Origin of the sequence: Methanoculleus sp. (assembly GCF_020696975.1) — an archaeon.
Taxonomy (GTDB): domain Archaea; phylum Halobacteriota; class Methanomicrobia; order Methanomicrobiales; family Methanoculleaceae; genus Methanoculleus.
The window spans coordinates 1-21442 of record NZ_JAJGBK010000027.1; the positions used below are offsets into that span (position 1 = coordinate 1).

At 61.1% G+C, this 21442-nt stretch carries 20 protein-coding genes and 1 pseudogene; 19 read left to right on the forward strand and 2 right to left on the reverse strand.

The window, feature by feature from the left end:
• Positions 1-696: pseudogene (locus QZ650_RS08025) on the forward strand (phenylacetate--CoA ligase family protein); the annotation flags it as partial.
• Between the two features lie 16 nt (positions 697-712).
• The gene (locus QZ650_RS08030; RefSeq protein ID WP_292522484.1) at positions 713-2101 is read left to right on the forward strand and encodes an AMP-binding protein; all 1389 of its coding nucleotides are present in this window, start codon (positions 713-715) and stop codon (positions 2099-2101) included.
• A gap of 17 nt (positions 2102-2118) precedes the next feature.
• On the opposite strand, the gene QZ650_RS08035 is transcribed toward QZ650_RS08030, so the two are convergent.
• The gene (locus tag QZ650_RS08035; protein WP_292522485.1) at positions 2119-3135 is read right to left on the reverse strand and encodes a GNAT family N-acetyltransferase; all 1017 of its coding nucleotides are present in this window, start codon (positions 3133-3135) and stop codon (positions 2119-2121) included.
• Positions 3136-3278: 143 nt separating this feature from the next.
• On the opposite strand from QZ650_RS08035, the gene QZ650_RS08040 reads away from it, so the two are divergent.
• The 17 genes from QZ650_RS08040 (at position 3279) to QZ650_RS08120 (ending at position 19664) form a co-directional block, all read left to right on the forward strand.
• Entirely contained in the window at positions 3279-3470 is a 192-nt protein-coding gene (locus QZ650_RS08040; protein WP_292522486.1) for a hypothetical protein, read from the forward strand.
• Between the two features lie 111 nt (positions 3471-3581).
• Positions 3582-5018 carry a phenylacetate--CoA ligase family protein gene (locus tag QZ650_RS08045; RefSeq protein ID WP_292522487.1) on the forward strand — a complete coding sequence of 479 codons (1437 nt, stop codon included), beginning with the start codon at positions 3582-3584 and terminating at the stop codon, positions 5016-5018.
• On the forward strand, positions 4997-6109 hold the full coding sequence (locus QZ650_RS08050) for a CapA family protein (RefSeq protein WP_292521679.1): 1113 nt from the start codon (positions 4997-4999) through the stop codon (positions 6107-6109). Before QZ650_RS08045 ends, QZ650_RS08050 begins: the two co-directional genes overlap by 22 nt.
• Positions 6110-6259: 150 nt before the next feature.
• Positions 6260-7174 (forward strand): thiamine pyrophosphate-dependent enzyme, encoded by a 915-nt coding sequence (locus tag QZ650_RS08055; RefSeq protein ID WP_292521680.1) that lies wholly within the window; start codon positions 6260-6262, stop codon positions 7172-7174.
• Positions 7168-8280, forward strand: coding sequence for a transketolase C-terminal domain-containing protein (locus QZ650_RS08060; RefSeq protein WP_292521682.1), 1113 nt, complete (start codon positions 7168-7170; stop codon positions 8278-8280). Before QZ650_RS08055 ends, QZ650_RS08060 begins: the two co-directional genes overlap by 7 nt.
• Positions 8273-8800: a 2-oxoacid:acceptor oxidoreductase family protein gene (locus tag QZ650_RS08065; RefSeq protein WP_292521684.1), complete on the forward strand. Its 528-nt coding sequence runs from the start codon at positions 8273-8275 to the stop codon at positions 8798-8800. Before QZ650_RS08060 ends, QZ650_RS08065 begins: the two co-directional genes overlap by 8 nt.
• Positions 8797-9042 carry a 4Fe-4S binding protein gene (locus QZ650_RS08070; RefSeq protein ID WP_292521687.1) on the forward strand — a complete coding sequence of 82 codons (246 nt, stop codon included), beginning with the start codon at positions 8797-8799 and terminating at the stop codon, positions 9040-9042. Before QZ650_RS08065 ends, QZ650_RS08070 begins: the two co-directional genes overlap by 4 nt.
• A gap of 538 nt (positions 9043-9580) precedes the next feature.
• Entirely contained in the window at positions 9581-9883 is a 303-nt protein-coding gene (locus tag QZ650_RS08075) for an Hsp20/alpha crystallin family protein (RefSeq protein WP_292521689.1), read from the forward strand.
• Positions 9884-10077: 194 nt separating this feature from the next.
• On the forward strand, positions 10078-12243 hold the full coding sequence (locus QZ650_RS08080; protein ID WP_292521691.1) for a thioredoxin domain-containing protein: 2166 nt from the start codon (positions 10078-10080) through the stop codon (positions 12241-12243).
• A gap of 19 nt (positions 12244-12262) precedes the next feature.
• Complete coding sequence (locus QZ650_RS08085; protein WP_292521693.1) at positions 12263-12796, forward strand: OsmC family protein; 534 nt, start codon at positions 12263-12265, stop codon at positions 12794-12796.
• 289 nt (positions 12797-13085) lie between these two features.
• Positions 13086-14102, forward strand: a complete 1017-nt coding sequence (locus QZ650_RS08090; protein WP_292521695.1) for a type II toxin-antitoxin system antitoxin SocA domain-containing protein — start codon at positions 13086-13088, stop codon at positions 14100-14102.
• Positions 14062-14763 carry a hypothetical protein gene (locus QZ650_RS08095; protein ID WP_292521697.1) on the forward strand — a complete coding sequence of 234 codons (702 nt, stop codon included), beginning with the start codon at positions 14062-14064 and terminating at the stop codon, positions 14761-14763. Before QZ650_RS08090 ends, QZ650_RS08095 begins: the two co-directional genes overlap by 41 nt.
• A 139-nt stretch (positions 14764-14902) precedes the next feature.
• Positions 14903-15220 (forward strand): hypothetical protein, encoded by a 318-nt coding sequence (locus tag QZ650_RS08100; protein ID WP_292521698.1) that lies wholly within the window; start codon positions 14903-14905, stop codon positions 15218-15220.
• Between the two features lie 121 nt (positions 15221-15341).
• Complete coding sequence (locus QZ650_RS08105; RefSeq protein ID WP_292521701.1) at positions 15342-18452, forward strand: N-6 DNA methylase; 3111 nt, start codon at positions 15342-15344, stop codon at positions 18450-18452.
• Entirely contained in the window at positions 18449-19228 is a 780-nt protein-coding gene (locus QZ650_RS08110) for an HNH endonuclease (RefSeq protein ID WP_292521702.1), read from the forward strand. The genes QZ650_RS08105 and QZ650_RS08110 overlap by 4 nt, the downstream gene beginning before the upstream one ends.
• Before the next feature lie 38 nt (positions 19229-19266).
• Positions 19267-19512: a hypothetical protein gene (locus tag QZ650_RS08115; protein ID WP_048113753.1), complete on the forward strand. Its 246-nt coding sequence runs from the start codon at positions 19267-19269 to the stop codon at positions 19510-19512.
• A 35-nt stretch (positions 19513-19547) separates the two neighbouring features.
• Positions 19548-19664: a hypothetical protein gene (locus QZ650_RS08120; protein WP_231476632.1), complete on the forward strand. Its 117-nt coding sequence runs from the start codon at positions 19548-19550 to the stop codon at positions 19662-19664.
• 348 nt (positions 19665-20012) lie between these two features.
• Here the strand turns inward: QZ650_RS08120 and QZ650_RS08125 are convergent, their stop codons facing one another.
• Positions 20013-21416: an MBL fold metallo-hydrolase gene (locus QZ650_RS08125; RefSeq protein ID WP_292521705.1), complete on the reverse strand. Its 1404-nt coding sequence runs from the start codon at positions 21414-21416 to the stop codon at positions 20013-20015.
• Between the last annotated feature and the right edge of the window lie 26 nt (positions 21417-21442).

Consider the following 21442-nt stretch of genomic DNA (forward strand, 5'->3'; position numbering starts at 1 on the left):
GGCTCCGATAACCTCTACCCCTGGCAGCGGAGCCTCATCACCGAGGCATTCGGGTGCCGGGTCTTCTCCTGGTACGGCAACTCCGAACAGACCGTCCTCGCCGGGGAATGCGAGGAGAGCACCCATTACCACATCTTCCCCGAGTACGGCATCGTCGAACTGATCGGGAGAGACGGCCGGCCTGTCCGGGGACCGGGGGCAATGGGCGAGGTGATCGCAACAAGCCTCACGAACTACATCTGCCCTCTCATCCGGTACCGGACGATGGACCTTGCAACGGAGGCCGAGGGCCCCTGCACCTGCGGCCGCCCCTACCCGCTGCTCAAGCGCGTGGAGGGGAGGGTCCAGGACTTCATCGTGACCAGCAGGGGCGAGCTCCTATCGGGGGTTACAATGAACATCGACACCGATGCGTTCGATAATGTTAAACAGTTCCAGTTCTACCAGGAGAAGGTCGGGGAAGTCGTCCTGAACATCGTGAGGAGATCAGGGTTCAGCAGCCAGGACGCGGAGTATCTCTACCGGGAGGTGAGCCGGAGCTGCGGTGACGACATCACCATCACCATAAGGTATGTCGAGAGCATCCCGCCCACCGCCCGGGGCAAACACCGCTACTTCGTCCAGAACCTCCCGGTACGGTTCGGTGAACAGGAGATGGTAAAGGTTGAGCACGCATCCACCAATCTGCCCGTCTGAAGTCGGAGGTGTCCAGATGAAGGCTGGGTTCATAGCAACCAGATCACGAGCAAACCCGCTCACCATGAAAGCCCTCAGCCTGGTGCCTTCCTATCGTGCATACCGCGAGATCTATACGCTCCTTCAGCGGTCCCAGTGGTGGAGCAAGGAGGAACTCGCGGCCTACCAGACGCAGGCGCTCTCCCGCCTGCTTGAGCACGCCTATGAACACGTTCCCTACTACCGTCGAGTCTTTCGCGAGCGGGGGCTTGTCCCCGCCGATATCGCAACCCCGGCAGACCTGGTCCATCTCCCGTTCCTGACCAAGGAGATCGTCCAGGCCAACCTCCCCGACCTGAAGGCCAGGAACTACCCGGAGTCGGCCTTCGAGTATGTCCGCACATCCGGTTCGACCGGCACCCCTATGGGATTCTACTACGAGAAAGGGGTCTCGCGGGCCCGGGAGTGGGCGTTCATGAAGACCCAGTGGGACCGCGTCGGCTACCGGTTCACCGACCGGTGCGTCGTCCTCCGGGGCCATGTGGTCGACGCGGCGTCGAGCGGCACCTACTGGAAGAAGGCGCTCTTCGGCCGGTGGCTGATCATGTCCTCCCACCAGATGACCGAGGAGGCGCTGCCGGCCTACATCGACCGGATCCGGAGGTTCAAACCCCGGTTCATCCACGCCTACCCCTCCACGGCCGTGATCCTCGCCCGCTACATGAGAGAGCATGATATCGAACCGTTCCCGACCGTGAAAGCCGTCCTCTGCGGCTCCGAGAACCTCTACCCCTGGCAGCGGAGCCTGCTCACCGAGGTCTTCGGGTGCCGGGTCTTCTCCTGGTACGGGAACTCCGAGCAGACGGTCCTTGCCGGGGAGTGCGAGGAGAGCACCCATTACCACATCTTTCCCGAGTACGGGATCGTCGAACTGATCGGGAAAGACTGCCGGCCCGTCCGGGGACCGGGCGCGATGGGCGAGGTGGTCGCAACGAATCTCACGAACTACGTCTGCCCTCTCATCCGCTACCGGACGATGGACGTTGCCGTTGCGACCGAGAAGCAATGCTCGTGCGGAAGGGGGTATCCGCTGCTTGAGAAGGTGGAAGGGAGGCTCCAGGAGTTCATCGTGACCCGGGGCGGGCACCTGATCTCCGTCACCCCCATCAACTACGAGTCAGGAGCCTTTGAGAACATCAGGCAGTTCCAGATGTACCAGGAAGAGATCGGCGAACTGATCATGAAGGTCGTCAGGAAACCGGCCTACACCGAGAAGGACACCCGGCAGCTGACCCGGGAACTCCGGTGGCAACTCGGCGACGAAGTGAACGTCCATGTCCGGTTCGTCGATGAGATCCCCCGCACCGAAGGCGGGAAGTTCCGCTACCTCATTCAGAAACTCCCGATAACCCTCGGGGATCTCTAGAGGCCCGGTATCGGCCGCTACAGCCTATCGGTTGCCATCATCAGTCTCTTGACGAAGGAGAGGTATGCCCACTCGGAGAATGCGCCGAGGGTATCCTTCTTCTCGATCTCAAAGTACATGGTGAGGTCCGGATTGAACCTCGATTTGAAGAAGGCCAGGTCCGGGTTGTTCGCACCCATGTTCTCGAAGGTCCGGTAGCCTTCGGCCTGCGCACGCTGGATCAGGAGCCACTGGAGGTACTCGTTTCCGGCGTGAGAAGTCTCGATCTTCGGCGTCCCTATCCAGAGCAAGAACCGCCTGTACTCCTGGGCCGCCACCACGGCCGTGACCTCGTCCTCTGCGTCATAGAGGCAGTATATCCCGATCCTGTCCGGATAGGCACGGACGAGGTCTTCGAGGTAGTCCCGCTTTATGGGCGGGATGTCGACCGAGGGGTTTTTGTAACGATCGGATATGAGCCGATAAAGCGTCGAGACGTCACCGTTCCTCTCCAGCCGGAGACCGGCCCCGGCCTCTTTCTTCAGTTTATTCCGGAGTTTGTAGTGGAGGTTGTTCCAGAGATCCTCAAGCGATCGCTCGAGGTTGATGGTGTAGGTATACCGGACCTTTGCGTCGCACCGATCCCAGAGATAATGGCGCACGTCGTTGAACTCCGGGACGAAGGTTATCGAGAGGTAGTTCGGGGAGAGGTTGCGGAGCTCTTCCTGGATCTCTCCTGCAACCATCCCGAGGAGGGACTCCTTCTTGCTCTGTCTGAGCCCCGCAAACTGCCTGTTCATCACGCAGCCGAGGTGGGGTATCACCGTGAGCGGGGGCGGGGAGAAGATTGCGTTAACGCCGTGTATCCGTTTGCAGAAGAGCGGGAATACCGAGACCAGTTCATCCCCCTTATAGACCCCGTAAGGAAGGAGCGTGCTCTCCGTATGCTTCGCCGTCAGGTGGAGATAGTCCCACCTGTGAAAGAGGAGCCCGGAGGGACTATCGTCAATGAAGGCGTCCCAGGTATCTTTATCCTCAACTCTCTCAACTGTCATTCCGTCACCACCTTCCTGTTCGACGTTCGGCGACCTCTAATCACCTCCGCCGTCTATATACCTTTCTCCAGGCCCGCCGGATCCGGCAGGGAATCGTCAGGCGGGTGGCAAACATTATATACAGCAACATGTGAGGTAGGGGTATGGTCGCACTCCGGCTTCTTGCCCTGGACGACGTCTCGTTCCGGTCGTGGGAGGGCAACAGTTCCAGTGCTTGCAACGATGTCTGGGTAGTTTTTTCCGAAAAAGGCCTTTTTCCGGAATTCCTTAAACACTTTTCCCGTGCATCGGGCCGGGATATGATAACCATCCCGTATTCTAAGGACTTCTTCTGAAACAGGCTCAATTATGCTCCAGAAACGTCGGTTTTCTCTACAGAGATGCTGATGTTACCATCTGTACATGAGCAAAACGTTTAATGCCGAGTATCGACATGAGCAGTGTCGATGGGTGTGCGAATGAACTATCGGGGTTTGAAGGATCTCCTGCCCGAGAGTTCTGTGACGATGAGGGCACTTCATATCCTCCCGGCATACTCAGCGTACAGAACGACGTATACTCTTCTCCGGCGGTCCCGGCGGTGGAGCCGGGAAGAGCTCGCGGCCTATCAGGCGCAGGCACTCTCCCGCCTGCTCGAGCATGCCTACGAACACGTCCCCTACTACCGCCGGGTCTTTCGCGAACGGGGGCTTGTCCCCGCCGATATCGCGACCCCGGCAGACCTGGCCCTCCTTCCGTTCCTGACAAAGGAGATCATCCAGGCCAACCTCCCCGATCTGAAGGCCAGGAACTACCCGGAGTCGGCGTTCGAGTACGTCACGACCGGAGGTTCGACCGGCATCCCGGTCGGGTTCTACTACGAGAAAGGGGTCTCGCGGGCCCGGGAATGGGCGTTCATGAAGACCCAGTGGGACCGCGTCGGCTACCGGTTTACCGACCGGTGCGTCGTCCTCCGCGGCTACGTCGTCGGTTCGGCAAAGGAGAACGTCTACTGGAAGAAGACCCTTCTCGGACGATGGCTGCTGATGTCCTCCCACCACATGACCGACGAGACCCTCCCGGCCTACATCGACCGGATCCGGAAGTTCAGGCCCCGGTTCATCCAGGCCTATCCCTCGATGGCCGTGATCCTCGCCCGCTACATGGTGGAGCACGATATCAAGCCGTTCCCGACGGTGAAAGCCGTCCTCTGCGGCTCCGAGAACCTCTACCCCTGGCAGCGGAGCCTCATCACCGAGGCATTCGGGTGCCGGGTCTTCTCCTGGTACGGCAACTCCGAACAGACCGTCCTCGCCGGGGAATGCGAGGAGAGCACCCACTACCACATCTTCCCCGAGTACGGGATCGTCGAACTGATCGGGAGAGACGGCCGGCCGGTGACGACGCCGGGAGAGACAGGGGAGGTGGTCACAACGGGCCTCATCAACCCCATCTTTCCCTTCATCCGCTACCGGACGATGGATGCCGCGATCCTCGGAGACGGACCGTGTTCCTGCGGCCGTCCCTACCCGCTCCTCGATACGGTGGAGGGGAGGCTCCAGGAGTACATCGTGACGAAGGATAACCGGTTCATATCGATGACGGCGGTCAACATGCACTCCGGGGTCTTTGACAACGTTGCACAGTTCCAGTTCTACCAGCAGCAGGAAGGGGAGGTCCTGATGCGGATCGTGAAGAGGCCGGGGTATACCGAAGAGGACACGGAGCAGATCCTCCGGGAACTCGGAAAAAAATTCGAAGGCGGCGTAGATGTGACCATCCGCTTCGTCGGAGAGATTCCCCGCACCCGGCGCGGCAAGTATCAGTTCCTGATACAGGACCTGCCGCTGGACCGCTGGGGTTTGTCAGAGTGTGAAGAAGAATGCAGAACAGAGTCAGGTTAATAGCAGCCGGGGACATCTGGTTGCGGACAGAAGGCGGCCGGCACCCGTTCAGGGAGGTCCAGCACGTTCTCGATGAGAAGGATATCCTCTTTGGGAATCTGGAGACGACCCTCTCGGATACGGGAGATCCGGCGGAGAAGCACCATGTGATCTCCGAATCCCCGGAGGCGGCCCGGCACCTGGTGGATGCGGGGTTCGATGTTCTCAGCGTTGCAAACAACCACTCCGGCGACCTCGGCATCGAGGGCTTCAGGAACACCCTGAACGCGCTCGAGAGCCGGGGCATCCTCCCGATCGGGGGATCGGCGACGGAGAACCGGCAGGAACCGGTCATCATCGAGCGAAACGGTCTCTTGATCGGGTTTGCCGGCTACACGATCGGGAAACTCGCCCTGTCAAACGAAGTCTCGGTCAACCGGCTGGTTGAAGAGGATATCTTCAAGGACATCGCCTCGCTTAAGGGCAGGTGCGACCATATCGCCCTGTCGCTGCACTGGGGCGCCGAGATGGCTTACTACCCCTCGCCGGCGCAGATCGATCTTGCCCACCGGCTCATCGATGCAGGCGCCACCCTGATCCTCGGCCACCACCCTCACACCATGCAGGCGATCGAGCGCTACCACGGGGGGCTGATCGCCTACTCGCTCGGCATGCTCCAGTTTGAACCCCGCTGGCCCCACAACCTCTCGCGGGAGGCAGTCGTCCTCTCGGTCGACCTGGAGAAGGACGGGGTCGTGGGGGAGTACGGGGTGACCCCGCTCCTCGTCGACGACAATTTCGTGCCCCATGTGGCGGAGGGGGCTGAAGGGGAGAATATCCGGACGTTCCTTGCCGGGATCTCGCGAGAGGTCGCTGAAGGCGAGATCACCGAAGCCCGATGGTTTGAGGAGATCGCGCCGGTCTACATGCGGATGAACTTTGAGAGTTACCGGTACCGGATACGCAACAACGGTCCCCTTCCCGTTCTCGAGATGATGATCTGGTTCGTCACCCCCTTCTGCCTGAAATGCTACGCCGGCCTGCTTCGTCGGGCGCTTCGCCCGGCGCCGTGGCGGGAGAGGCGCATGCCCGGAAGCGGGGCCAGGAACTGAACAGGATACGGGGCGCCGGAGGACCCCGGCCGGGCTCCGGCCCCGGCACGTTTTTGCCATACACCCGATTCGGGCACGTTTTAACCCCCCATTCCCGCGGAAGCCCGCCGGATGCTCAGACTCAGAACCGCAAAACTCTCATTACAATTGATGACAGATATAGATGAGAGGAGTGTAACCAATTTGTCAGTGATTCCAAAGGAGGAGTATCTCTATAAATGCACGTCTGCCTGTGCGGGGTGCAGCTCTTCCCTGTGTCTGCGCTACGTGCTCAAAGCGGCCGGTCCGGACTCCGTCCTGGTCGTGCCCGCCTGCTGCACCAGCGTCCTCCAGGGGATCTACCCCGGCACGGCGATGAGCGTGCCGGTATACAATATAGCATTTGCCGCAGCCGCTGCCTGTGCCTCCGGCCTGAGCAACGCGCTCGCGGCCCAGGGGAAAGAGACCAACGTCATCGTCTATGCGGGCGACGGAGGGACTGTCGATATCGGTATCCAGGCGCTCTCCGGGGCATTTGAACGGGGGACCAACTTCCTCTACATCTGCTACGACAACGAGGCATACGGCAACACCGGGATGCAGCGGTCGGGCGCAACCCCGCTCGGGGCGCGCACCACGACGACCCCCGGCGGCAAGCCCACGGCGAAGAAGGACCTCGACCGGATCGTCGAGGCGCATAACCCGCCCTACATGGCGACCGCCTGCAGCGCCTACCCTCTTGACCTCTATAAGAAGGTGAAGAAGGCGCTCTCGATTGAGGGGCCGAAGTTCATCCATATCCTCGCACCCTGCCCGCCGGGGTGGCGCTACCCGACGGAGAAGACGGTCGAGATGGGCAAGATGGCCGTGAAGACCGGGACGTGGATCCTGTATGAGCGCGAGTTCGGGAAACTCTCGATCAGCGGCCCGTCGAAGGCAGCGATGAGGAAGCCCGCGCCGCTCGAGGACTACATCAAGGGCCAGGGCCGGTTCAAGAACGTGAGCCCGGAGATCTTCGACCTGATGCGCCAGCAGGTGCAACAGAACATCGATCGTCTTTCCCGCGAGGAGGCCGGCGCATGCTGACGATCGCAACCGGCAACAAGGCGGTGGCGGCCGCGGTGAAGGCCGCGAATCCGGGCGTCATCGCCGCGTACCCGATCACCCCCCAGACGGAGATCGTGGAGCAGATCGCCGATTACGTCACCGCCGGCGACCTTGCGAGCAAGTACATACCGGTGGAGAGCGAGCACTCGGCGATGGCCGCCTGCATCGGGGCGAGCGCCGGGGGGGTGCGGACGTTCACGGCGACGAGTTCCCACGGCCTCCTCTACATGCACGAGATGGTCCACTGGGCGGCGGGCGCGCGCCTCCCCATCGTCATGGCGAACGTCAACCGCGCCCTCGGACCCGGCTGGAACACCTGGGCGGAGCACACCGACGCCTTCTCCCAGCGCGACACGGGCTGGCTGCAGGTCTTCGTGGGCACGGTCCAGGAGGCCTACGACGCCACATTGATGGCTTTCCGGATCGCCGAGGACGAGCGGGTCCTCCTTCCGGTGATGGTCAACCTGGACGGGTTCGCGCTGAGCCACATCACGCAGGCGCTCGAGACCGTCGATCCCGGCGACTTCATCCCGCCCTACCACCTCCCGCACGCCATCGATACAAAGAACCCCTGCGTCTACGGCCCCATGACCGGACCGAACGACTACTACAAGTTCCGCTGGGACATCGAGCGGTCGATGCGCGATGCCCGGGGCGTGATCGCCGAGGTCGAGCGCGAGTTTGCCGAGCAGTTCGGCCGGTCCTACGGCCCCACCGAGGACTACCGGTGCGATGACGCCGACGTCGTCGTCATCGCGATGGGGACGCTCGGGAAAGAGGCCGAGGTGGCGGTCGACCGCCTCCGCGACGAGGGGATAAAGGCCGGGTCGATGCGCCTGCGCTGGTTCCGGCCCTTCCCGGACCTCGATCTGGCCGGCCGGGAGGTCGTGGTGATCGACCGCGACTACTCGTTCGGCTTCGGGGGCGTGGTGGCGCACTCCGTCCGGTCGAAGACCGGTGTTACGCCCTACAGCGTCATCGCCGGGCTCGGCGGCCAGGAGGTCACCTACAACGATATCGCGGACTTCGTCAGGAACCGGCATCCCGGTGAGGAGATGTGGTTTGGGGTGAGCGAGCATGTATGAGATACGGATCCACTCCCGGGGCGGGCAGGGCGGCGTCACGGCCGCAAAGCTCCTCGCCCTTGCGGCGTTCAGGGACGGCAAATACGCAACGGCCTGCCCGTTCTACGGGGCGGAACGGCGCGGTGCCCCGGTCGTCTCGTTCGTCCGGATCGACGATGAGCCGATCAAGATCTACAGCCAGATCCACGAGCCCGACCTCGTGATCGTCCTTGATACGAGCATCATGGACGTGGTGGACGTCCTGGAGGGGTTGAAGCCCGGCGGGACGGTCCTCCTGAACAGCGCCCACCCCATCGCCGGGTGCAACGGGACCTGCCGTTACGTCGACCTGACCGGGATCGCGCTCGCGAAGAACCTGGTGGTCGCGGGAAGCCCCATCCTGAACACCCCGGTCCTCGGGGCGCTCGCGAAGATGGGTATCGTCACGCTCCCATCGGCACGGACGGCGATCCAGGAGATGTTTGCCGACGAGCGGAACGTGAAGGCTGCTGAGGCGGCGTATGAGGAGTTGAAGGCATGAGAGAGAGACTTGCACTCAGCAGGCCGACGGAGGCCTCTTCAGGGAAGACAGGGTCCTGGCGGACGTTCCGGCCCGTGGTGGATAAGGAGACGTGCAACGCCTGCGGGCTCTGCGCCCAGTACTGCCCGGACGGGGTCATCGACGAAGAACTCAACATCGACCTCGTCTACTGCAAGGGATGCGGCATCTGCTCAAACGAGTGCCCGAAAAGGGCCATCGCTATGGTCCGCGAGGAACGCTGACGTCGTCGATGGGGCAGGTTGCCATATACTCAAGATTGAACCGGTAAAAATGCGTATAGCCGCAGTTGCGGCACCGGGTCGTGAAGTGGCTGCACTCGATCGCGAGGTCGTGCGAGCCCGCGACCCCACACTTTTTGCACCGGCCGTCGGCCTCAATTGTCCAGACGTCGTAGCACCCGATCGGGGTGCAGGCTCCGGGTATCCGGCTGTTCTCAAACCGCGGGAGAAAGATCCGGGCGGCCCCGCAGGCGGATCAGACCACCTGCGCCTGCGCCGATACCGCTTTTATGACCTGATCGACCTCCTCACCGCAGTGATAGCAGCGGGTCCGGTGCACGAAGGTTCGGTAGAACCTGAGTGTGAGCACCGCAAGGTGCGATTCCGGGTGAAGATGAACCGCTCGCTCATGTATGGGACCTCAACCCCACCAGATAAAACCTCTGCGGAGAGGGCTGGCCGTAATCAGCCAGGTGCCGAGCCCGGGGGTAAACGTTATATAGCACACCCGCACTCCTGTTGCCGTCACGGAGGTAATGAGATGGCAGCATTGAGAGTCGCACCCTATGTCTGTGCTTACTCAGACGAGAACGAGGAGAACCTTCACATCGAGATCGAACTCCCGGGCGTCGATAAGAAGGATATCACATTCAAGATGCAGGAAACGAGTTTCTCGGTCGACGCGTCCCGCGGCGACGTCCGCTACGTCGGGACCTACGCGATCGGCTGCCCCGTCGATCCCAACGCAGCGAAGGCGACGTTCAGAAACGGTCTTTTAGCCGTGGACGTCCCCTATGTCCAGCCGGTCGCAGAGGAGACAAAGGAGATCCCCATCGCGGAGTGAGGAGGCCTGCGGCCGAGATCTCCTCTTTTTGTCCGGCAGGACGCACGCAGTTCCAGAACCCGGGGGAACGGGGTCGCGTGGGCCCCCGCCCCCCGGCACGCACTTCCCCGGCGATGAGGGCGGGCGATCCCGTGCAAAGCGCCATTTCCACCGGGATGGGTCATCTTTATTAGCCTGCATCCGCACGTCAGGGTATGAACCCGGCACGCGGACATGACCCGGAGACGCCAGAGGCACCGGTGCGGGAGGAAACACCGCCGAACCGGTTGATCCACGAAAAGAGTCCATACCTGCTCCAGCACGCCCATAACCCCGTCGACTGGTATCCCTGGGGTGAAGAGGCCTTCTCGCGGGCTCGGGAGGAGGGAAGACCGATCTTCCTCTCGATCGGCTACTCGGCCTGCCACTGGTGCCATGTCATGGAAGAGGAGTCGTTTGCAGACCCGCAGGTCGCGAAACTCTTAAACGACGTCTTCGTCTGCATCAAGGTGGACCGCGAGGAACGGCCGGATATCGACCAGATCTACATGGCAGCCGCCCACGTGCTGACCGGGGCAGGGGGGTGGCCGCTCACCATCTTCATGACCCCCGACAAAAAGCCGTTCTTTGCGGCGAGTTATATACCGAAAGAGAGCCGGTACGGGATGACCGGCCTTCTCGACCTCATCCCGCGGATCAGCAAGGTCTGGCAGAGCCAGCGCCGGGACCTCGATGCCGCCGGCGACCAGGTGCTGAATGCGCTGCGAAACGCGGCCCAGACCCCTGCGGCGGAGAGCGACCTCACCGAGGCAACCCTTGATGAGGCCTACGAGACCTTCTTTCGGGCCTTCGACGGTGAGAACGGCGGGTTCGGGGACGCCCCAAAGTTCCCGACCCCGCACAACCTGGTATTCCTCCTCCGCTACGGTTACCGGACCGGGAAGCCGCCGGCATACCGGATGGTCGAGAAGACGCTGCATTCGATGCGGCGGGGCGGGATCTTCGACCATATCGGCTACGGGTTCCACCGCTACTCGACGGACGCGGAGTGGTTCGTCCCGCACTTTGAGAAGATGCTCTACGACCAGGCGCTCCTTGTTATGGCGTATTCGGAGGCCTATCTTGCGACCGGGAGGGAGGAGTTTGCCCGGACCGCCCGGGAGACGATCGCCTATGTCCTGCGGGAGATGACCGATCCCGCCGGCGGCTTCTACTCGGCGGAGGACGCGGACAGCGAGGGGGAGGAGGGGAAGTTCTACCTCTGGACGAAGGACGAGATCCTCAAGGTCCTCGGGGAGGGGGACGGGGAGCGGTTCTCGCGGATCTTCGGCGTCACCGAGCCGGGCAACTACCGCGAACAGCCCGGTGGGATGAAGACCGGCAAGAACATCCTCCGTCTGCGCCGCCCGCTGGTCTCCTGGGCCCACGAGTTCTCGACGACCGAAGAGGACCTCGCGTGGTTCGTGGAGGGCGCCCGGCAGAGGCTCTTTGCGGCCCGGGAGAGGCGGGTCCGCCCGGCAAAGGACGACAAGATCCTGACCGACTGGAACGCCCTCATGATCGCCGCCCTCGCGAAGGCGGCCCGGGCCTTCGATGACCCGGGTTACCTGGCGGCGGCAGAGAAGGCGACCGCGTTCGTCCTCAAAAACCTCCGCGGCCCCGACGGGCGGCTCCTCCACCGCTACCGGAACGGGGAGGCCGGGCTCGCCGCGACCCTGGACGACTACGCGTTCATGCTCTGGGCGCTCATCGAGGTCTACCAGGCGTCCTTCTCCCCCGGCCACCTTGCGACCGCCACCGAACTCTCCCGCGATCTTATCGCCCACTACCAGGACCACGAGCGGGGAGGGTTCTACTTCACCCCGGACGACGCCGACGCTCCTGTCCGGCAGAAACCCATCTACGACGGGGCGATCCCCTCCGGCAACAGCGTGGCGATGCAGAGCCTCTTTGCCCTCGGCCGGGTGACGGCGAACCTCGAGTTCGAGGAGATAGCCGACCGGATGAAGTTCACCTTCGCCGACACCGTCCGCAAGGCCCCGACGGCCCACGCCCAGTTCCTCGCCGGCTTTGAGTTCATGCTGGGGCCGAACTTCGAGGTGATCGTCACCGGACCCACGGACGGAGAGGATACGACCGCGATGGTCCGCGCCATCCGGTCGCACTACAACCCCGATGTCCTCGTCATCTTCCGCCCCTCCGAGGAGGAGAGCCCGGAGATCACGGAGATCTCCAGGTTTACCCGGGATATCGTGATGATCGAGGAGAAGGCGACGGCATACGTCTGCACCAACTACGCCTGCGACATCCCGACGACCGATATCGATGAGATGCTGCGGCTCATGGGGTCGAGGGAGCGGTCGCCGGAACCGATCGTCTGAGGGCGGGGGGGACCCACGCATGATGAAGAACGGTGTCGATATGGAGAGGGTGAACGCCCTCGTCAGGGGGATGCGGGAGGAGCCGGCGGTGGGCGAAAGAACCCTCTCCGCTCTCACGAGCTGGAACGGGGGTGCGCACACCACGACGATCGTCCGGAACTTCGCCGTCCCGGCGGATGAGCCGGCCGCCCTCGGCGGGACCGACCGGGGTCCGAGCCCGACGGAACTGATGCTGACGGGGCTTTCGGCCTGCATCGCGGTCGGTATCGCCTACAGCGCCGCCGAGGACGGGATCGAGGTCAACCTGATCGAGATCGATGTTGCGGGCGACCTCGATCTCGGCGGGTTCTTTGAAACCGGCGACACCCGGCCGGGCCTCGACGAGATCCGCCTGACCGTCCGGGTGGATGCCGACGCACCGCGGGAGAAGATCGAGGAACTCGTGGACCACGGTTACCGGCGCTCGCCGGTCGCGGCCTCGCTTGCAGAGAGGATCCCGATCCGGATCTGTATCGGGTGGGAGGAGGCGGGGGGAGCCCGGGACACGCCGTGAGATGGTGAAGCGGCATCGGCGAATTCGCCCGGGGCGACCGGTCGCCGGCAGGAGTTTCACTTTCACTGCATCCCATGTTATCGATGACACGATGGAGGCGGGTCCGGTTCGGCTGCAGGAACCGGAAATGTAACCAGCGTGTGGAGGTATCTGACGTTTGATAATCCGGGCGATCTCTGTCCTGCTTTCATCCCCACATTCAGAAAGGGTTATCTTTGAGTACCTGTAACATGGACGCATAAAGACTTGTTTTCCGGTATAGCGGTAGTTTCAGGGTCGAGGTGAGGAGATGCGCAAGCAGAAGTTGATCAATGCGTTGCTGTATGCGGTAGAGCACGGCGACCGCATTGGCCGGACGAAACTCCTGAAGTTCATCTTCTTTGTGGATCTCATCTACTACAACCAGCGGGGAACGACACTCTGCGGGACGACCTACATTCGCATGCCGAAGGGGCCTGCCGAGGCTGCGGCGTTCCAGTTGACGTCCGAATCGAACGCATACTTCGACGTGAAGGCGCCGACAGCAGATGCGCGTACGGGCAGGAGAGCGCCGGGCGGTTCGTTCCGAAGGAGCACCTACGAGTCGTACGAATACAGGCCCAGGAGCAAGGCAGACCTCACGATCTTTACGCCCTACGAGCGAGTCCTCCTCTGGTCGGTGCTCCAGTGGATGAAGTTCAAGAAAGTGGATCAGATCAGTGACATCTCCCACTACTTCCGCCTCTGGAAGGAGTTTTCAGATGGAGAAGATATCCCTCTCGAATACTTCCGGTTGAACCGCCGCGAGAGAATGTATCTGGAACAGTCCGGCCTGCATGCTGACGGCTTCGAGCGCGCGTTCTGCACGGAAATCCTCCCTCTCTCCACGGAGGTTGCCGGTGCGCTCCATCCTCTGAATCCAGAGCGGATTGCCGCCGTCGAGGAGGTTCTGGATAGGTTCATTGCGGCATACCCGTTGCCCGACCTTGAGATCTTCTACGACGCATACCTGGCGTGGGACGACGCCTACCGCTCGATGCTCCGCCACAACCCATCACGCGCCCCCGGACTTGCAGCCGAAGGCTGCGATGCCCTCTGTCTCGTCTCGCATGTCGTCGCGACGCATATGGTCCCGGCCGTGTACCGAGAGGAGCAACTGCAGGAGTTCTGCGACACTGCGGAGCGGCGCTTCAACGCCGAGCGGGACGCGATCACCCGCGATAGCCCCCCACCGGATTGCGACGGCGAGGTCCTGGCTCTTGTCGATATGGCAATGCGTATCTCTCGTGATCTCGCGTGCAGCGAGTCTCCGGCAGGGAGGAGGTAACCTGCCCTATTTCCTCGACAGTAACGTCCTTATCGGGTATTATTTTCATGTTGCCGATACCTGGGGCACCGAGGCCGCAGACGTCTTCGACGACCCGGAGCCGAACCATTCCAGCACAGGGGTCTGGGCCGAGTGTTTCGGGGACGGGACGGGAGGACGGTGCCACACCGTCCAGCAGAATCTCGTCCGCGAGTTCCGGCGGGCGGTTGCACACCTGAAGCGAGACGGGTCGGCGGAGAGCCTCCTCGCCGAGGCCGGAGCCCGGGAATGGAAGATCATCCCGCTTCTCCTGGATGTTGCCGGACTCTGCCGCGAGCAGCCGGGAGCGGCTCTCAAGACACTTATTTCGGTGAAAGAGCAATACGAAGAACTCTGCCGCCGGCGGCGTTCCGTCCTCGAGGACCGGAAGATGCTGGCACTCCACGCACGAACGGAACCCTACCGCGAGATCTGGGAGCGGTTCAGCGCGGCCATCGATGACTACGCCGACTGCGAGGTGCTCCTCGACGCCCACCATGTCGCCATAGCGATCGACGGCATGGTGCTCTACACCGGGGACTACCGCCACATTGTCGCCAACCGGGATCTCATTCTTTCGGAGACCAGCCTCCACGATGTCCGGTACCTGGGTGACCGGACGGGCGGGGGGTCGGCGGTGTGAATGAGCCTCTCGATCCGATTGCAGGCCTATCATCACTATTTTACGAAAGCCTGTAATGCCCCGGAGTGACTCGCATGCACATCGACCGGTTCGGCCGTATTTGCATACGCTTATGGGTCCGTCACCGCCATAGTCACCTATGGCGCACTGGACGGTAACCCTGAAACGTGAGGGGGCCGCGATCATCGTCCGGGGCGAGGGCGACGACCCCCACGCTCCCGACAGGATCGACTACGAGGTTCGCGGCAGCCCCGGCGGGGTCTACCGGGCGTTGCTGGACCGGGTCGCGCTCGGGCCGTGGTCGTTTCTAGCCGACCGGATGAAGGATGAGTGCGACCTCTACTGGATCGCCGACTGTGCCTATACGGAGGCATTGCTGCACCCCGGCTGGTCGGTGGAGACCGATCTTCCCCCGCTGCCGGAGCCGGAGGAACTCCCGGAGGATGCGGTCCCGTGAGGGAATGAGATCGGGGCAGCCGACCCCCGGCTGACAGCAGAATCCACATCCCGCTCCGGTGGAATAGAGGAATAAATGAAAAGACTTTTCGCGGGCTTCTTTCCATATTCCATTGATCGTCATGCCCGCACCACCCGAAATCATCGATCTGGTCAAGCGGTTCGACCAGTACTATACGAAATACACGTCTCCGTCCTACAACGAGTTCCAGGTCCGAAAGGAGTTCATCGACCCCTTCTTCGACGCCCTCGGCTGGGACGTGAACAACCGCTCAGGGCTTGATGAACGCTACAAGGACGTCATCCACGAGGATACCGTCAGGGTGGAGGCGTCCACCAAAGCGCCGGACTACTCGTTTCGGATCGGCGGCATGCGCAAGTTCTTCGTCGAGGCGAAGAAGCCCGCCGTGAACCTCAAGGAGAACCCGGAGCCTGCCTACCAGGTGCGGCGGTATGCCTGGAGTGCAAAACTGCCGGTCAGCCTGCTCACGGACTTCGAGGAGTTCATCATCTACGACTGCACGGCGAAACCATCGCCGACGGAGAAGGCGTCGGCAAAAAGGATCGGCTACTACCGGTACACCGATTACATCGAGAAATGGGACGAGATCGCGGCGATCTTCTCCAAGCATGGCATCCTGACCGGCGGGTATGACGACTACGTCGAGAGCCTGAAACTGAAGAAGGGCGGGAAGGGCACCGCCAGCATCGACGATGCGTTCCTCGCGGAGATCGAAGGGTGGCGGGACCTCCTCGCAAAGAACATCGCGCTCCGGAACAGGGACCTCTCGGTCCGGGAACTGAACGCGGCGGTCCAGAAGACGATCGACCGGATCATCTTCCTGCGGATCTGCGAGGACCGCGGGATCGAGGAGTACGGGCAACTGAAGCGGATCGCCGCTGGGAAGGATATCTACGAGCAGTTGAAGGGACTTTTCCGGTATGCCGACGATCGGTACAACTCCGGGCTGTTCCATTTCTCCGCGGAGACCGGCCGGGAAGACCCGGACAACCTGACGCTTTCGCTTTCCATCGACGACAAGGTGCTCAAGCAGATCATCGGCCACCTCTACTACCCGGACTCGCCGTATGAGTTCTCGGTCTTCCCGGCGGATATTCTCGGGCAGGTCTACGAGCAGTTCCTGGGGAAGGTCATCCGCCTGACGGCCGGGCACCAGGCGAAGGTCGAGGAGAAGCCGGAGGTGAAGAAGGCTGGCGGAGTCTTCTACACGCCGACCTACATCGTGGAGTACATCGTGAAGCAGACGGTCGGGAACCTGGTCGAGGGGAAGGACCCGAAGGCGGTCGCCGGCCTCCGCGTCCTCGACCCGGCCTGCGGTTCGGGGTCGTTCCTCCTCGGCGCCTACCAGTACCTCCTCGACTGGCATCTTGCGTGGTACATGGACAACCTGGTGCCGCTGCTTGCGGGCGGGAAGAAGATGACCGACCCGGCGGTGCTGGCACTCCTCCCGGTAAAGCCTGCGCCGGCAAAGAGCGGCCGGGGGAAGAAGAGGCGGGGGGACGAGTACATCCTCCCGGTCTACCAGGTGACCGATACCGACTGGCGGCTGACGACGGAGGAGAAGAAGCGGATCCTCTTAAACAACATCTACGGCGTGGACATCGACCCGCAGGCGGTGGAGGTGACGAAACTCTCGCTGCTCCTCAAGGTGCTCGAGGGCGAGAAGTCCGAGCGGATCGGAAAGCAGCTCACGATCACTGGCGAGCGGGTGCTCCCCTCGCTCCACGAGAACATCAAGTGCGGGAACTCGCTCGTCGGCCCCGACATCTACAACGACGTGCAGGTGACCCTCGACGACGACGAGGAGACGATCTTCCGGATCAACGCCTTCGACTGGGACCGGGCGTTCCCGGCCATCATGCAGGCGGGCGGGTTCGACGCGGTGATCGGGAACCCGCCGTATGTGCGTCAGGAGATCCTCGGCCGGGAGTTCAAGGACTACGCGAAGGAGCACTACGCGGTCTACCACGGGGTCGCCGACCTCTACACCTACTTCATCGAGAAGGGAGTCTCGCTCCTCCGGCCGGGCGGGCAGTTCGCCTACATCGTGGCGAACAAGTGGATGCGGGCGAACTACGGGAAGCCGCTCCGGGCGTGGCTGAAGGAGAAGCGGATCGAGGAGATCGTGGACTTCGGGGATCTGCCGGTGTTTCAGAACGCGACGACGTATCCGTGCATCGTGCGGGTGTTAACGGGTGAGCCACGTTCAAGTTTCCAAGCGGCAAATGTCGATTCGCTTGATTTCAGCGATCTCATGCAGTATGTAAGTGAGAAGCGTTTCCCAGTGATCCTGCGTACATTGGAAGATTCAGGCTGGTCACTCATCGACGCAAAATCTCGCGACATAATAAATAAACTTCAAGCGGTCGGGGTTTCACTTGCAGATTACATTCACGGGAAAATCTACTGGGGAGTGAAAACTGGCCTCAACAAAGCATTTGTCATCGATGGAAGTACAAAACAGCGCTTGATTGGTGAAGATCCAGGAAGCGCTCTGTTCATCAAGCCGTATCTCGCTGGAAAAGAAATTAAGCGCTATAGTCCACTCAAAAATTCGCAGTTCTTGATTTTATTCGAAAAAGGCTGGACGAATCTTAATTCCGAGGGATACCGGAATAAATGGCTCTGGTTAAAAGAAAATGTGCCCGCGATCGCCAACTACCTGGAGCCTTATGCAAAGGAGGCAGAGAAGCGCTATGACAAAGGTGACTACTGGTGGGAACTCCGCGCTTGTGAGTATTATGACGTATTCGAAAAGCCAAAGATACTCTATCCCGAAATTTGCCAGAAACCGGAATTTACTGTAGATGTCGGATGTCTCTATCCAAACAACAAGTGTTTCGCAATTCCTGGTGATGATAAGTACTTGTTAGGTATACTCAACAGCAAGCTCACCGCATTCCTTTTCGAAGTTTTACTTCCTAAACTACGAGGGGGGTTCTTTATGCCGGCGGCAGTCGTCGTTCAGACCTTCCCCATCCGCACCATCGACTTCTCCGACCCCGCCGACGCCGCCCGCCACGATCGCATGGTCGCCCTCGTCGAGAAGATGCTCGACCTGAATAAACGTCTCGCGGCGGCGAAGGTCTCGCACGAGAAAGAGGTGCTCGCCGGGATGCTCGACGCGACCGACCGGCAGATCGATAGGCTGGTGTATGAGTTGTACGGGCTCACGGAGGAGGAGATCGCGGTTGTGGAGGGGGTTGTGTGAGATATTATGATGATCCGGTTGAGATAAGCGCCGAAGTATGGGCTGAATTGCTCAGAGATAGCGAAGTCACCCGGAAAAATGACCTGGAGGTTTTAAAGCTCATTTATGAGAGCAGAAATCGGGAGATGCATGCAAAAGAGATTGCGTTAAAACTCAACCTCCCCCATCACGCGACACTGAACTCACAAATTCCTCGATTCAGCAAACGTGTGATTGCCAGAACAGGAGTCCAGCCCCCTACAAGAGAAGATGGATCGATCCGGTGGTGGCATGTCCCCTTTTTGGGCTACGATAAAGATAACAAAACGTGTTCCTGGATCATGCGGCCTGAACTTGCGGAGGCGTATAAGCGAGTTTTTGGCCAGGAAGACTCTGAAATCGTTTATCCTGGAGAGTTGACCGTTCAGGATAGCGTCATTCTCTTTGAAGGTGCCGTGAGTAAAATCGTTGTAAACAGTTACGAGCGGGACAAGAAGGCACGAGCCGAATGTATCGGTCATTATGGGTGTCGATGCGCCGTCTGTGGTTTTGATTTTGAGAAGGTGTACGGGCCGATAGGGCAGAATAAAATCCACGTGCATCACCTCGTGCCTCTATCTACAATACGAAAGGAGTACGAGATCAACCCTGTACGGGATCTACGCCCCGTATGCCCGAATTGCCATCTCATAATCCATAGTAAGAAAGAACCCTTCACTATCGATGAGGTCAGAGAGCAAATGCGGTCCAGCAGCGGCCGCACCGGATACCCGCACACGGGAGCGAAGAACCTTTAATTTTCCCGGCGGCAATAGTGATCCATGGAGTGGGGGCAATGCCGGTAGAAGTCGACGGAAGACTGATCGACGACACGACAATCCAGCTCGACCGACCCCCGAAACCCGGGGAAGAACGAGTGGCAGTCAGGTTGAGGAAACACCCTAAAATGACAAAACTCCCTGCTCCTGAAGAATACATCCTGAAACTGGCCGAGAAAGACCTCGAAGAATTGTACTTAGCCGACCTGGAAGAGGGAACGGTGTTTCTTGAACCCGGGATCTTCCGGACGATACGCTCCTGATCTCGCAACGGTATGGACTGCTCTTCTCTGATGCTCTGCATGTTGCGTCTGCACGCAATCACCACATCGACTATTTCGCCACGAATGACCGGGATTTCGACCGGGTAGATTTTCTCACTCTGGCGCGCCCTTCCGCCGAACCGGTATCCTGACCGCCCGCGCCGGTCGCATCCGTCTCGCAAAAAAAGAGGCCCATCTCCGGCAAGAGGGAACGGCCGAGGAGGAACGCGTTCTTCACCCTCCGCCGACCACCTCCATCAGCGCCGCTCTCCGGGGGAGACGTTGCGGGAGACAGGAGAAGGCATCGCCGGGATCCGGGCCAGCCACCCCGTCCGTTATGGAGGTTCAAACCCGGACCCCACCACGAGCCCCTGAACTTCATGCCGAATGGCACCTCACCCGGCATTTCCGGGTTCCGATTGTCATGTGTCACCGGGCACTTGCACAAAATGCGTATGGGTCATCCCTGACCCACAACCACTCCCTGGGAGCATGGCCCCCTACATCGCCGGAGCGGCGTAAAGAGGCTCCTCCTCGTCCTTGATCAACGGATAATTCGCCGCCTTCCACCCGATCGTCCCCCCGAGAAGGTTGATCACATGCGAAAAGCCGTGTTTCTGGAGGATGCTTGCCCCGATGCTCCCCTTGAACCCGGCGTCGCAGTGGACGACGATCCGCTTATCCCTCGGAACCTCCGCGAGGTGCTCTTCGAGGTGCCCGACGTAGATGTGGTGGGAGCCCTCGATGTAGCCTTCCTCCTCCCGGTGGCCGATCTTGCGGACGTCGAGGATGTAGATCGACGGGTCGTCCAGGTGCTCCGCAAGGTCGGCCGGAGACCAGGTGCCGGTCCTCGCGATCTCCTCGCCCTCCTTGAACCAGGCCGAGAATCCCCCGGCGAGGTATCCTGTGATGTTGTCGTAGCCGAGCCGCACGAAGTGGCGGATCACATGGTCCAGGTCCAGGTTGAAGTCGTCGACGAGGATGATCGGGTCCTCGTAGTTTAAGTAGTAGCCCATGTAGATGGGAAGGCCGTTTCGCCAGATGTTGAGCGTTCCCGGGATGTGCCCGCCGGCGAAGCTCGTCGGGGACCGGATATCGACGATCTGGGCCTTCCCGTTGAGGAGGGGGTGGAGGTCCTCGGCCGGATAGGCCGTAAGATGCGGCAGGTTGTAGAGCAGGGGCGGGCCTTCCCGGTTGAGCCTTCGCATCATCTCGAAGTACGGCGGCTCGTAGATCTTCTCGTTCACCTTGTATTCGACGAACTCCTCCTCGCTCATCGAAAGGAGCCGGTTGGTCGCCTTCTCAAACCCGATCGTCGTGTACTCCCGGTCGCTGATATTCCCGCCGCAGACGGAGCCCGCGCCGTGGGCGGGGCAGACGATCACCCCGTCCGGGAGCGGGAGGATCTTCTCGTGCAGGCTTGCATAGAGCAGCTCCGACATCTCCCGGCGCTTGCTCTCGCCGGCAAGATCGGTTCTCCCGACATCGCCCGCAAAGAGCGCGTCGCCAGTAAAGATCATCAGGGGGTCGTCGGAGACGCCCCGGTCACGGAACAGAAGCGATATGCTCTCCACCGTGTGGCCGGGGGTCTCCAGGACCTCGAGTTCAAGGGGCCCAATCCGGAAAGTCTCCCCTTCCCGGACATCGGTGCCGAACCCGAAATCCTCCCGCGCCCCGTGCAGGATCTCGGCCCCCGTCGGGCGGGCAAGGTCCCGGGAGCCGATGACATAATCCTCGTTCTTGTGCGTCTCAAAGATCTTCGTGATCCTCATGCCCTTGCTCTCGGCGATGTTCGTGTAGACCTGGCAGTCCCGTCTCGGATCGATGACCACCGCCTCCCCGCCCGCACCGATCATGTAGGAGTTGTGGGCAAGGACCTCGGACTTAATCTTCTCAAACAGCATGCTATGCACCTCCCCGGAGAACAGGT

Coding starts and splice junctions, on each gene's coding strand:
- QZ650_RS08030 (WP_292522484.1), top strand. CDS start 713: ATGAAGGCTGGGTTCATAGCAACCAGATCACGAGCAAACCCGCTCACC.
- QZ650_RS08035 (WP_292522485.1), bottom strand. CDS start 3,135: ATGACAGTTGAGAGAGTTGAGGATAAAGATACCTGGGACGCCTTCATT.
- QZ650_RS08040 (WP_292522486.1), top strand. CDS start 3,279: ATGGTCGCACTCCGGCTTCTTGCCCTGGACGACGTCTCGTTCCGGTCG.
- QZ650_RS08045 (WP_292522487.1), top strand. CDS start 3,582: ATGGGTGTGCGAATGAACTATCGGGGTTTGAAGGATCTCCTGCCCGAG.
- QZ650_RS08050 (WP_292521679.1), top strand. CDS start 4,997: ATGCAGAACAGAGTCAGGTTAATAGCAGCCGGGGACATCTGGTTGCGG.
- QZ650_RS08055 (WP_292521680.1), top strand. CDS start 6,260: ATGACAGATATAGATGAGAGGAGTGTAACCAATTTGTCAGTGATTCCA.
- QZ650_RS08060 (WP_292521682.1), top strand. CDS start 7,168: ATGCTGACGATCGCAACCGGCAACAAGGCGGTGGCGGCCGCGGTGAAG.
- QZ650_RS08065 (WP_292521684.1), top strand. CDS start 8,273: ATGTATGAGATACGGATCCACTCCCGGGGCGGGCAGGGCGGCGTCACG.
- QZ650_RS08070 (WP_292521687.1), top strand. CDS start 8,797: ATGAGAGAGAGACTTGCACTCAGCAGGCCGACGGAGGCCTCTTCAGGG.
- QZ650_RS08075 (WP_292521689.1), top strand. CDS start 9,581: ATGGCAGCATTGAGAGTCGCACCCTATGTCTGTGCTTACTCAGACGAG.
- QZ650_RS08080 (WP_292521691.1), top strand. CDS start 10,078: ATGAACCCGGCACGCGGACATGACCCGGAGACGCCAGAGGCACCGGTG.
- QZ650_RS08085 (WP_292521693.1), top strand. CDS start 12,263: ATGATGAAGAACGGTGTCGATATGGAGAGGGTGAACGCCCTCGTCAGG.
- QZ650_RS08090 (WP_292521695.1), top strand. CDS start 13,086: ATGCGCAAGCAGAAGTTGATCAATGCGTTGCTGTATGCGGTAGAGCAC.
- QZ650_RS08100 (WP_292521698.1), top strand. CDS start 14,903: ATGGCGCACTGGACGGTAACCCTGAAACGTGAGGGGGCCGCGATCATC.
- QZ650_RS08105 (WP_292521701.1), top strand. CDS start 15,342: ATGCCCGCACCACCCGAAATCATCGATCTGGTCAAGCGGTTCGACCAG.
- QZ650_RS08115 (WP_048113753.1), top strand. CDS start 19,267: ATGCCGGTAGAAGTCGACGGAAGACTGATCGACGACACGACAATCCAG.
- QZ650_RS08125 (WP_292521705.1), bottom strand. CDS start 21,416: ATGCTGTTTGAGAAGATTAAGTCCGAGGTCCTTGCCCACAACTCCTAC.